Raw genomic sequence first — 11,385 nt, 5'->3', positions numbered from 1 at the left:
GCCATTTAGCTTCTAATTCTCTTTTCATGTTTGAGCTTGACTTAGCCTTTGCAATTTCTTGCTCTATTTTCTCGTGCCTTTCTGTTGCTCTTGCCTTGCTGCCGATTAGTCCAAACTAAAGAATAAAAAGCCCGAAGGAGTTACTCTTCGGGCTAGACGTTTGTAGATACGTCGCTAGTAGACTTATTGTTGCTTTTTCAACGGGTTGGCTATGCGATCGCAGTACGTGTTTTCTGTGATTGTTGCCGATGCTGCTTGTGATCGCGATCGCAGGCTGGGGAATAAGAAAAAAGCTCAAAGGAGCTAATCCTTTAGGTTAGAGGTTTGTAGACTTATCCTAAAGCGAGGGAAGCATGTATCAAGCCATATTTCAGCAATCGCCTGCCTTTAAAATTTAGCCTAAACCCAATTCGCAACTTTTTAATATTTTCGATTTATGACTCTTCAGTTTATGACTCTGGTAATTGAGTCTGCTGGCTTTTCTCACGTAGTGACTCAGGGGGATACAAGGTAACTCGTAGGGAAGTTCCAACCTTTGCCATACGTTGGAGGAGTGTATTAGATAGTCCTTGATTGAATGCCCATGGCTCACTCCCACAATCGTAGCCAATGTTGAACTCACAAAGTGTTAAAACCCGCCAAATACTTCGTTCTGGCTCATCAAACTGCTCAATGACTGATAGCATGGCTGCAATGTTTGATTCAGGATCTTCATATTGTTCATCTGTTTCGAGAATTGAGAACCAGTGACCATCTTCACATAGTGTTACATGAAGTGGGACAACACCCTGAGACTCAAAGGCTGCTGCGAGTGGGGTTAAATCCACGCTGGCAGAGAGATCGAGATCCGTGTTGAGGTATCGGGTTTGCAATCCGTATTCTCCATTGCTTTTCTAGAACTTGAAGCCTAACTTAAAATACATTATACAAAAAATTCTGGTTAACACCACCATTATTAAGATGATTTCGCAATTTTTTTGGTTAACACTTATGGGTAATGTTTAGCAAAGTAGGTTGCGAAGTGTAGTCACAAGAAACTTTGTTGACACCTATGAATCAAACTGCCAAAATACAGGAATAAATTTCGTTTTCTCGCTGGACTATACCTTTGCGCCATGACGAACCAAATTCTTTCTGTAGAAGAACTAAAATCCCTGAATGTGCGTTCCAATCGCCAAGGGTTGCTGCGCTTGACTTTGCACCTAGGCGTAATGACGATCGCGGGTTATCTTTGGGCAACTAATTTGACCGGCGATCGCTGGTATATTGCGATCCCATCCTTGGCGATCTATGGCTTCAGTTTGGCGATTATGTTTGCGCCTTTACATGAGAGTTCCCATCGCACGGCTTTTGCGAATAATCATTTGAGCGATGCGATCGCGTGGTTAGCAGGGTTACTATCTTTTTACAACAGCGGGTTTTACCGTCAGTATCACAAATGGCATCACCGCTACGCCCAGATTCCCGACAAAGACCCCGAACTCAGCGATCCCCCGCCTGCGAACCTTGGGGAATATCTGCTGCAAATTAGTGGGATTCCTTGGTGGATTGGGAAAGTGCAAACGCATGGGCGAGTAGCTCTTGGGAAATTAGAAGATTATCCATTCATTCCCGAAGCGCAAAGAGAAGAGGTAATTCGTTCGACAAGACTGCAATTACTGGTTTATATAGCAGCGATCGCAATTTCCATTGCCTTTAAACAGCCTTGGTTTCTGCTTTATTGGCTGTTGCCCTTAGCCGTAGGTCAGCCATTCTTACGATTTCTGTTAATGGCAGAACATATGGGGTGCACCAAAGATGACAATAGCCTCACCAACACCCGCACCACCCTAACCTTTCTACCCCTGCGCTACTTCATTTGGAATATTCCTTTCCACGCCGAGCATCATCTCTATCCATCAATTCCATTCTATATGTTGCCCGTTGCCCATGAGAAGTTGCGCAGTCACTTTGTCCATGTCGATTCGGGCTATGTGAATGTCAACTTAGAGATCGTCAAGCATCTCAACGCGCAAGAGCCCGTTGCAGTATGAGTCTGTTCGTCATTCCAGACTTTGAACTGCAATGTGGGACTGTCCTGCCAGAGGCAAAGGTAGTTTACCAAACCTATGGCGAATTGAATCGCGATCGCTCGAATGTAATTCTCTATCCCACCTCCTACGGAGCGCAGCATCCAGACATTGAGTGGCTCGTGCGTGCCGATGGCATTCTCGATCCGACGCGATGGTTTATCGTGATTCCCAATATGTTTGGGAATGGGCTGTCTAGTTCCCCCAGTAATTGCCCCTCCTGCGGATTAGCCGAGCAAGGATTTTGGTTCAGCCATTTCGATAATGTCCGCGCTCAGGAACGACTTTTACGGGATGTCTTTGGCATCGATCGCCTTGCGCTCGTCTATGGTTGGTCGATGGGAGCGCAGCAAGCCTATCACTGGGCGGCTTTATACCCCGAACGGGTAGCGCGCATTGCTGCCCTTTGCGGTACTGCCCGCACCACTGACCACAATCGAATTTTTTTAGCCAGTTTGCGATCGGCGCTAACCTCTGACCCCACTTGGACGGGGAATGGGTTTGATGGCATTCCCGATCGCGGTTTTCATACTTTTTCCTTGATCTATGCGAGTTGGGCGGCTTCACCCGCCTTTTATCAGGCAGGACTCTACTACCAATTTGGCTTTGACTCGCTCGAAGATTATTTGCAACGCGGATGGGAAGCTAACTATCGTAAACGAGATCCGCATAACCTAATTGCCATGATTGATACATGGTTAAAATCTGACCTCAGCGATAATCCTACTTACAAGCGCGATTATGCACTGGCGTTGGCATCAGTTCGGGCAAAGACTCTGGTGATACCAAGTGCAAGCGACCTGTACTTTACCCCCGCAGATTGTAAGAGAGAAGCCTCTATGATTCCGAATGCCAAGTATCTGGAAATCCCCTCGATTTGGGGACATCGTGCAGGCAATCCCTATCAAAATCCTGAGGATGAAGCGTTTATCCGTCAAGCGATCGCCGAACTTCTCGCTCATTGAACGAATTGGTAATAAGCAATAAACTATGACAAGCCTTTCTGCAATTGCCCAAGAAAGAGGAATTCGCTATTTTCTGATTTCCTTTACCGATTTATTTGGCGTCCAACGCTCTAAGTTAGTACCCACAGCCGCGATCGATAGTATGGCAACCAGTGGTGCTGGCTTTGCTGGCTTTGCCACATGGCTCGATATGACCCCTGCCGATGCCGATATTTTTGCCATTCCCGATCCGAATAGTCTGTTTCCCTTGCCTTGGCAACCCGACGTTGCTTGGATGCCTGCCGATCTTTACATGAATGGCGAACCCGTCGCCCAAACTCCACGTTTAGTGCTAAAGCGCGTTCTCAGTCAAGCCGAGGCACTGGGCTATCGGGTAAAAACGGGTGTGGAGTGCGAATACTTTCTCTTGTCTGCTGATGGCGAGCAACTTTCCGATCCTCGCGATCGCGCTAGCAAACCCTGCTACGACCAACAGGCGTTAATGCGTCGCTTTGATATTATTGCCGAAATCTGCGATGCCATGCTGGCAATGGGTTGGGGCGCATATCAAAACGACCACGAAGATGCGAACGGTCAGTTTGAAATGAATTGGACTTACGCCGATACGCTGATCACTGCCGATCGCCATGCCTTCTTTAAATATATGGTGAAAGCGATCGCCGAAAAACACGGATTCCGCGCCACATTTATGCCCAAGCCCTTCCCTCATCTCACGGGGAACGGTTGTCACACCCATCTTTCGGTTTGGGATTTAGCTGGAAATACCAATCTATTTGACGCTCCTCTTGACGATCCTCTTGACAATTCTCAAGGCGAACTAGGACTATCCCCCCTTGCCTATCAATTTATTGGGGGTGTTTTGCATTCGGCGGAAGCTCTCTGCGCTTTTACCAATCCTACGGTCAACTCCTATAAGCGGATTAATGGGACTGTGACCCTATCTGGAGCCACATGGTCGCCCAATACGATTAGTTACACGGGCAACAATCGCACCCACACCATTCGCATTCCCGAACCAGGACGCTTTGAATTTCGCCTCCCTGATGGCGCGGCAAATCCCTATCTTTTACCTGCCGCACTGATTGCCAGTGGACTAGATGGCATCAAGCATAAGCGCGATCCCGGAAAACGTTATGACAACAATACCTATACCGATCCACTCCCTTTGGGAACTGTGAGGCAACTACCTGTAAATCTTTTAGATGCCTTACGTTGTCTAGAGGCTAATACGATCTTGCCTGAAAGCTTGGGAACCGATCTGACCCATGCCTATTTAAAACTCAAGCATCGAGAATGGAATGATTATTGCTCCCGCATTAGCCCTTGGGAGACAGAAACCACTCTGGATTGTTGAGATTAGCTATCGGGGATATGCTTTGTTGATGCTGCCTCTCATTCTGATATCTCTAGTTGGTTTGCTGAGTGTGAAGTTCCTACTGTTCTCATTTAGAAATTTTTATAGCATTTATTCAGAAATATCCCCGAAGCGATCGCGGTATTTTTTCAGTAATGCTTCTGCTTGTTGTTTCGCAAGACGTTCTTGAACAGCGATCGCCTCAGCCAATGCAGCGCGTTCGCCAGCCGTAGGGTATCTCACCCCATGGCGATCGTACCAATAGAGCCACTCACGTTTCCATCCACTAAGATCGCTAAGAGCGTAGCCAAGGCCAAGTTCCACTTCTGGCATCCATACCATTTCTCCACCTTCAGGCAAAAGCGAGATCGAAGGTACGAGTTCATACTTTCGATCGACCAATTTATATACTTCCAAAGATTGGTGGTTTTTGTAAAGCCCTCTTCTTCCACTTAAGGGATTGTAAATAACGTAATAAAGAATTCCTAAATCTTGATACTCTTCTAACTTGCGATCGTACTCTCCGTTATATTCCTTAGAGATGACCTCAAGTACGAGAATCGGCAGCACTTTTTCTTGCCATACCACATAGCTCAAGCGTCCACTTTCGCCATTGTACCGAGGAACGCCTAAAGCCAGAAATCCATCAGGAACGATCGCTTTCGATTGTTCTGGTTTTTCAAGGTTGGGTTCGAAATACACGCACATATCTACACCCCAAAACCAATCAGTTCGCTCTACCCAAATGTCTCTCAGCAAGTTCAGCAGAATATTTGGAATGTCGTTTTGGAGTTCGTTATCCACAGGGGTTTCATCAGAATCTGGCAGTTCCTCAGCAGTTGGTAAATGGCGGTATTCTGAAGATACAGTAAACATGGCTTTTAGCATTTTCACGTTAGCCCTATTTTGTCATAGTTTTTTTGTTTTTTAGCAAAGCAAGCGAAATACTTCAATTCCAAACGCTCGTAAAGCCGATCCTCGCAACCCAAATAAAGGATGCGATCGCTATACCTACAACCTTAGATTGCAGAATAAAGTAAGCAGGGCTTCAGCTATACTTTTCTTACTTGAAAATCGCTATAGTTTTTACAGGACGATCGCATTCAGAACATGAGAGCCAAGATAGTCGATCGAATCATCTACATTAGCAAAGACGATGTGCCGCAATATAAAAAAGGTGGTTCGGTCGTGCGGAATAGTTATTTCTGGGCTTTGCGTTCTATTGCCTGTCAAGCTCGGCGCGATCGCGATTGGGAATACGAATCTGAGGTCTGGTTCGCGCTAGAGAGAATGCTGATCTCCTTCGCCGAATCTGGCTATCTATCCACCAGCGAAACGATTCTAGAATTTCCCACAGATGCCGAAATCCCCCCTGTTTTGCGAAACATCTCAACTTGGCAAGAAATATGATTGGGTTATTTTCGACATTCATCATCGCGATCGCCAAGGCTAACGCCAAGCGGACAGTCTTTAACACCCGTTTCTACAAATTTACGCGTGAAGCTCTCACGCAAGTTAGTAATTACATCAGCTTCGGGCGGTATTTGACCTTGTAACATAGCCAACGATACAGGCGGAAGATTAAAGCGCAAATTTGCCAATCGCGCGGCAATTTGGAGATTTGTACGTATTTCTTGGTCTAAAAAGATAATTTGAATCCCAAGATTGGGAACTTGAGAGAGACTCTTGGCTTTGCCGCTGCGTCCGTGAATCCCCACCACTTCACCGCGATCGTTAAATACTGGTCCACCACTCATGCCAACTTCTGTTTGGCAACTGTACAGCAAACCATACCCACCATCAGGGTCAGGGGGACGAATTTCCATGACTACCCCAGGCGAAAATCGACGATCCAGTCTTGTAACGTTGGTCTCAGGGTTCGGCCATCCTGACACAAAAGAGCGATCGCCCACTTTAATGCCAGAGAGATTGACTGTTGCGATCGGATAGTCTTTGTCACTCTCAAATTGGAGGATGGCAAGGTCTAGTCCTTTAATTGTTAGGGCTCTTTCGCCCACATCGACTCCCAAGAAGTTAATCATTTCTGACTTCTGGTTTTCTTCAATGAAGTGCACCTTGCCATCAAACGTGCGAATCCCATAACCATTACCAACACTGCGTACAACATGGAGATTGGTCGCCACAAAATATCTGTTCCTGAGTTTGGCTACAACCACTCCAGAGCCAGTTCTAAAGGCTTCTCCTGACTCGGTGTCTCCTTCCTTTAGACCTGCTCCGATCACCACCGTCGTCTGCCTTGCAATATCTTCGATTTGCTTATCTGTAAGTAAGGGTGATGGAGCCGTTGCCACAGTTTGTCGATCTGGACTTAACGTTTGATGCGTTCTACCGATGGAGTTCGTCGAATTCGCAGCGCTTGCTGTTACAAACAGTAACCCAACCATTATGCCTAACCAACCCTTTCGTAGCAAAAACATAAACCCAACCTTTCTATTAACTAAATTGAACTTGATGAAACCTCATGGAATTCCTCAAAAGAATAAGGTCACTTGCACGGTCATGCGTTGGAATTAATGGATCGCGATGGCGGACTGAAAAGAGGAAACAGGAATTGCCCAACTCAGCGTTTCCATTTGGCGAAATAACGCTATAGAGGGCTTTGTCCCATCGCTAAAGGTAAATACTTCAATCCCCTGTAAGGGATATTTTAAGCGTCCGTTGATTCCGATAACTTGCCCGCGATCGTTAAAAACTGGTCCCCCACTCATGCCCTGCTCGATCTCATTGCTATAGCCTAAGCGATAACCTCCTGGGAGTGACTTGTCAAGCTGCATCGCAACTTTGCCCTCGGTCAGACGATAGGCTCTGATACCCCAATTGCGCGTACTTTCGATCGCGTTTTTATTAGGGAAAGAATAGTTGGGAAACCCAGAAGCATAAACCAGATCGTTCGCTGCCATTCGATCTGAATCACCTAAACTAGCAACTTGATAGCCCCTCTCACTGTGAAACGTAACAAGGGCAAGATCGAGATCGAGCGTTTGATTGGCGGGAGTTGAAAATGGTTGGAACTGAGCTAAATGAATAACTCCATCCATGCTCAGAACCGTAATCTGCCGATCCCAAAAATCTGCTAACACATGCCTACAGGTAATTGCTGTATAGACCTGCCCTTGGCGGCGAATAATTACGCCAGAACCCATGCCTGAGTCCGTTACGATTCTCACCGTGGTTTGTCGGGCAACTTCAGTGGGGCTGAGTTTTGGCGATACTGGCGATCGTTGCTCTGCGATCGCGAAAACGCTAGCCCCTTGACTTGCAAAGGTCTCAATGACTGATGCGAGAGTCCCAACGGTCATAACCAAGATCAGAGTAGTGATTAACGCTTTCAATGCTAAATACTTGTGTCTTGACTTGGCTTGATGGGCTCAGGTTTTACAGAGGGCATTACGGAGGGTTTTACGGTGGAAGACTCCGTAGGCTTCGCATCTAAAAACTTCTCAATCTCTTCTCCTATCGGAGCATATCCTAAAGCTGCGCTCTGTTGTACGGCACTACCCGATCCTAGAACGCTAAAATTAATCAGCTTTTGCAAAATTTCTCTCTCTCTACCCCGATCTGAGGGACGTAGGGTAAATAGAAGATTAGAACTATTACATAGCTGATTGCGATCGCTCACATGACAAATGACAGATTCTCCATTTAACCGACCATAGGTTAAGTTGAGGTTCTTTAACTTACCACCATTGGTCGCAACCACTTTCGTCAAGCGATCGGACACAATGCCACAACGGACTTTGGGCGTGTATTGAGAACCCAATTCAAAGCTATTCCAAGTAATTAATGGAGGGGTTTGACGTTCTCCACGACGTGCGATCGTAGCATAGCCACTTTCCATTGAGATACACTCAAAGGTCGTTACTTCAGGAGTAGGGGTGGGTAGTTTGATCGGTGTAGTCGTCAGTGGAGGCGGAGTCGTGGGATTTTTTTGGGTTTGTCCTGTAGTGGAGCTTTGATTTACAGGCGTGCAGATTAATGAGGTGGAACCCTCTATGGGTTTACAACTTAGTTGAACTTGAGCGAAAACAGGTGAAGCTACAACTGCCAAAGCACCAGATGTGACGAGTGTAGCGAAAAGGATAGTTTTTGTAAGCTTAGGCATAGTTGACAAACCTTCTCTATCTTGAATAGTTAATAATTAATCTTTTTGAATGTATTCTAAGTTTCTGGATTCTTGCTTTTCGATTAAAGGAAAATAACAGTTAAAAAATATAATTTAATAAACTTCCTCCAAATTGTTTTAGAATGCCATAAAGTTTTTCGAGGCTTTCTCCATCTATATCAATGCGATCTAGGGGATAGTTCCGAATTACTTTTAAAATGGATAATTTACGATCTTGACTTGCAGATAGGACAATCGCAGAACGTAAAGCCTGGCGGTTGGCTTTTCCTGAGTGAGGTCCGATCGCCTGTCCGACTCGATCCAGCAAGAATTCTCCCATAGGGCTGTTTAATGCCCGATCCAGTTGAATGAGATCGACCGATATTTCTTGCATTAAGGATTTTCGTAGGGCTAAGTCAACTAGCGATCGCTCTTTTAAGTATTCCCCCAAAGGTGAATTTAATTCGCCTGCATTGGCAAAGGCTTGGATTTGGTCGAGGGTTAAGGTTTCCTCAAACATGCCATATTTGAATACCACTGTTTCTGCGGCTTTTGCTTGCAAACCCCACCCTAAGATCGAAACGAGGCAAATACTCGGTAAGAGAGATACCCCGTAACGATAAACAGTAGTCCACAGAGTTTTCATGAGTCGAATAAACCACTCTTGTATGAGAATCTAGAATTGATTGACCGACGTTTAATAGGCAAAGTTCCAAAAAAAATATATATAGCGATCCTATTCGATCCATGAGAGATTCTTTCCTCTGCATTGAGCGTAGGGCAATTCATGAATTACCCTACGCTCAATGCATTTAGGATTACTAAAGTGCGCGGTTATTAATTCTTTGCAAAGAATTAATTAATTTTGCCTATTTACTTATCAGGATTATTTCAGTAGTGTGATTGCATTATCTTAACCAAAAGCGATACATTCGCTGTGCTACTTTTGTTTTTTCAAAGTGTGAGGAAGTGAGTGTGAAAAGTATAGATATTTGGCTGGGGCTCAAAGTTCCTGCTTTGTCGTTGTTTTTATCGCTACCCGTAGCCTTGATATCTGTAGCAGATGCCCAAACCTTAGCGAAACAGACTCTTCCCACAGACAAAAGCGATCGCGCTTTGGTTAGTCATACCCTCGATCCCCAAACACAGACTTTAACGAACATTCCAAGGGATATCACAACAACCAATTTCCCAAAAGCAACTGCCCCCAATAAAGACGGCATTGTCACAAATGTCGCGCAAGTTAATACACCGCAAATCAATACACCACAAGTCAATACACCAGTAGTTCTCGATTCTAAAGTTCCCATCATACTTCAAGCGATCGAGCAAAATCGCCTTAGAAGTCAGCCACGCGATCTAAAATCCGATACTTTCAACGCCAACAAGCCAGCTCCTAAGAGCACTGCTCAAGCTCAGGTTACATCAGTATCTCAGCTCGAAGATGTCAAACCGACAGACTGGGCATTTACGGCATTACAGTCCTTGGTGGAACGGTACGGATGTATTGCAGGCTATCCCGATCGCAGCTATCGCGGACAACGAGCCATGACTCGCTATGAGTTTGCAGCAGGGTTAAATGCTTGTTTGGACAAAATCAATGAAATCATCTCGGCAGGGTTAGCAGATAAGGTCAGTAAAGATGATTTGGCAACCCTCAAAAGATTGCAAGAAGAATTTGCCGCAGAGCTAGCAACCCTGCGCGGTCGCGTCGATGCCCTAGAAGCCAAAACTGCCAAATTAGAGGCACAGCAGTTTTCGACAACAACGGTTTTAGGAGGAGAAGTCATCTTTGGGCTGTCCTCAGGCTGGGGCGGTGGACCACCAGGTTTGGGTCAAAGCAATTTAGTTTTTACGCAACTGGCTCAGTTACAAACCGTTACATCTTTCTCAGGCAAAGATCGTCTGAGAATTGTCTTGCAAGCAGGTAACTTTGCAGGTCGGGGGTTTGCCGAACAAAATGCACTAAACACCTACACCTCCTTACTAGCCGCTCAATCAGATACAGCGAATCAGTTTCAGCTCTCTCAGTTAAATTATCGATTTCCTGCCTTTGGCGATCGCGTCGTATTTACAATTCAGCCTGTAGGGTTTAGCCTCAGCAGCGTTTTATCGGCAAACTCTCCCTACTTTGATACGGGTCGAGGTGCTATTTCGCGCTTGGGGCAGGTCAGCCCTGTTTTTAGAATTGGCAATCTTGATGCGGGTGTAGGGTTTGACTGGTTAATCAGCGAGCGTTTCCGCCTTCAGTTTGCCTATGGAGTAAGCAATCCTAGCGATCCGCGTGCGAATGGGGGCTTGTTTGGCTCAAGAGATCAAGCGATGGGCTTACAGTTTTTGCTCCTCCCCACCGATAATCTGCTAACGGGCATTACCCTAGTTTCTGGCTATTCTTCGAATGCTCGTCTTAACACATTTACGGGTAGTTTTATCGCCGACACCTCTGGGTTGATCGACGAGCCTGCAAATATTTACGCCCTCAACGGCACTTTGCAATGGCAAATAACGCCTAAAATCACTTTTTCGACATGGGGAGGACTTGTCGCAACCTATGCTCCTTCTACTCAGGGTTTTGCTGCAAGTACTAACTATATGTTTGCCTTGGGATTCGCCGATCTGTTTGGTCGCGAAGGCGATCTGCTTGCCATCTTGTTTGGTCAACCCCCTAAGTTGGTCAACTATGATAAATATGGTGTAACCACGGGTCTAATTGATACAGCTACCTCTAGCCATTTTGAGGTGTTTTATCGCTATGTGGTGAATCGCAATATTTCCATTACCCCAGGTTTCTTTCTGGTGACAAACCCCGGCAATATAGCCAATAACAATACAATTTATGTAGGCACAATCCGAACCACATTCAGGTTTTAACGG

At 45.7% G+C, this 11,385-nt stretch carries 11 protein-coding genes; 5 read left to right on the top strand and 6 right to left on the bottom strand.

Annotated elements, in window-relative coordinates; all coding sequences use genetic code 11:
* Nucleotides 1–449 precede the first annotated feature (449 nt).
* Complete coding sequence (locus ACP2WE_RS13810; protein ID WP_425216128.1) at nucleotides 450–872, bottom strand: hypothetical protein; 423 nt, start codon at nucleotides 870–872, stop codon at nucleotides 450–452.
* A 243-nt stretch (nucleotides 873–1,115) separates the two neighbouring features.
* On the opposite strand from ACP2WE_RS13810, the gene ACP2WE_RS13805 reads away from it, so the two are divergent.
* The 3 genes from ACP2WE_RS13805 to glnT are packed head-to-tail and all read left to right on the top strand — an operon-like array spanning nucleotide 1,116 to nucleotide 4,388.
* Nucleotides 1,116–2,033: a fatty acid desaturase gene (locus ACP2WE_RS13805; protein WP_425216127.1), complete on the top strand. Its 918-nt coding sequence runs from the start codon at nucleotides 1,116–1,118 to the stop codon at nucleotides 2,031–2,033.
* Nucleotides 2,030–3,034, top strand: coding sequence for an alpha/beta fold hydrolase (locus tag ACP2WE_RS13800; RefSeq protein ID WP_425216126.1), 1,005 nt, complete (start codon nucleotides 2,030–2,032; stop codon nucleotides 3,032–3,034). Before ACP2WE_RS13805 ends, ACP2WE_RS13800 begins: the two co-directional genes overlap by 4 nt.
* A gap of 25 nt (nucleotides 3,035–3,059) precedes the next feature.
* Complete coding sequence (gene glnT, locus ACP2WE_RS13795) at nucleotides 3,060–4,388, top strand: type III glutamate--ammonia ligase (protein ID WP_425216125.1); 1,329 nt, start codon at nucleotides 3,060–3,062, stop codon at nucleotides 4,386–4,388.
* A gap of 111 nt (nucleotides 4,389–4,499) precedes the next feature.
* Here the strand turns inward: glnT and ACP2WE_RS13790 are convergent, their stop codons facing one another.
* Nucleotides 4,500–5,264, bottom strand: a complete 765-nt coding sequence (locus tag ACP2WE_RS13790) for a Uma2 family endonuclease (protein WP_425216124.1) — start codon at nucleotides 5,262–5,264, stop codon at nucleotides 4,500–4,502.
* A gap of 234 nt (nucleotides 5,265–5,498) precedes the next feature.
* Between ACP2WE_RS13790 and ACP2WE_RS13785 the strand changes: the two genes are divergently transcribed.
* Nucleotides 5,499–5,798: a hypothetical protein gene (locus ACP2WE_RS13785; RefSeq protein WP_425216123.1), complete on the top strand. Its 300-nt coding sequence runs from the start codon at nucleotides 5,499–5,501 to the stop codon at nucleotides 5,796–5,798.
* A gap of 5 nt (nucleotides 5,799–5,803) precedes the next feature.
* Here ACP2WE_RS13785 and ACP2WE_RS13780 read toward each other — a convergent pair whose 3' ends face one another.
* The 4 genes from ACP2WE_RS13780 to ACP2WE_RS13765 all read right to left on the bottom strand — a co-directional run bounded on the left by ACP2WE_RS13780 (nucleotide 5,804) and on the right by ACP2WE_RS13765 (nucleotide 9,157).
* A complete protein-coding gene (locus ACP2WE_RS13780; protein WP_425216122.1) occupies nucleotides 5,804–6,826 on the bottom strand; it encodes a S1 family peptidase in 1,023 nt (340 codons plus the stop codon).
* A gap of 93 nt (nucleotides 6,827–6,919) precedes the next feature.
* Nucleotides 6,920–7,708: a S1 family peptidase gene (locus ACP2WE_RS13775; protein ID WP_425216121.1), complete on the bottom strand. Its 789-nt coding sequence runs from the start codon at nucleotides 7,706–7,708 to the stop codon at nucleotides 6,920–6,922.
* 35 nt (nucleotides 7,709–7,743) lie between these two features.
* A complete protein-coding gene (locus ACP2WE_RS13770) occupies nucleotides 7,744–8,511 on the bottom strand; it encodes a COP23 domain-containing protein (RefSeq protein WP_425216120.1) in 768 nt (255 codons plus the stop codon).
* A 100-nt stretch (nucleotides 8,512–8,611) separates the two neighbouring features.
* Nucleotides 8,612–9,157, bottom strand: coding sequence for an alpha/beta hydrolase (locus ACP2WE_RS13765; RefSeq protein WP_425216119.1), 546 nt, complete (start codon nucleotides 9,155–9,157; stop codon nucleotides 8,612–8,614).
* 329 nt (nucleotides 9,158–9,486) lie between these two features.
* On the opposite strand from ACP2WE_RS13765, the gene ACP2WE_RS13760 reads away from it, so the two are divergent.
* The gene (locus ACP2WE_RS13760; RefSeq protein ID WP_425216118.1) at nucleotides 9,487–11,382 is read left to right on the top strand and encodes an iron uptake porin; all 1,896 of its coding nucleotides are present in this window, start codon (nucleotides 9,487–9,489) and stop codon (nucleotides 11,380–11,382) included.
* Nucleotides 11,383–11,385: the final 3 nt, after the last annotated feature.

This window comes from Tumidithrix helvetica PCC 7403 (genome assembly GCF_965232925.1).
Taxonomy (GTDB): Bacteria; Cyanobacteriota; Cyanobacteriia; order Pseudanabaenales; family Pseudanabaenaceae; genus Tumidithrix; species Tumidithrix helvetica.
This window is presented reverse-complemented; position numbering and strand designations above follow the sequence as displayed.

What these genes read in the sequence shown, in the direction of transcription:
- ACP2WE_RS13805 (WP_425216127.1), top strand. Translation starts at nt 1,116, where the DNA reads ATGACGAACCAAATTCTTTCTGTAGAAGAACTAAAATCCCTGAATGTG.
- ACP2WE_RS13790 (WP_425216124.1), bottom strand. Translation starts at nt 5,264, where the DNA reads ATGTTTACTGTATCTTCAGAATACCGCCATTTACCAACTGCTGAGGAA.
- ACP2WE_RS13785 (WP_425216123.1), top strand. Translation starts at nt 5,499, where the DNA reads ATGAGAGCCAAGATAGTCGATCGAATCATCTACATTAGCAAAGACGAT.
- ACP2WE_RS13800 (WP_425216126.1), top strand. Translation starts at nt 2,030, where the DNA reads ATGAGTCTGTTCGTCATTCCAGACTTTGAACTGCAATGTGGGACTGTC.
- ACP2WE_RS13770 (WP_425216120.1), bottom strand. Translation starts at nt 8,511, where the DNA reads ATGCCTAAGCTTACAAAAACTATCCTTTTCGCTACACTCGTCACATCT.
- glnT (WP_425216125.1), top strand. Translation starts at nt 3,060, where the DNA reads ATGACAAGCCTTTCTGCAATTGCCCAAGAAAGAGGAATTCGCTATTTT.
- ACP2WE_RS13765 (WP_425216119.1), bottom strand. Translation starts at nt 9,157, where the DNA reads ATGAAAACTCTGTGGACTACTGTTTATCGTTACGGGGTATCTCTCTTA.
- ACP2WE_RS13780 (WP_425216122.1), bottom strand. Translation starts at nt 6,826, where the DNA reads ATGTTTTTGCTACGAAAGGGTTGGTTAGGCATAATGGTTGGGTTACTG.
- ACP2WE_RS13775 (WP_425216121.1), bottom strand. Translation starts at nt 7,708, where the DNA reads ATGACCGTTGGGACTCTCGCATCAGTCATTGAGACCTTTGCAAGTCAA.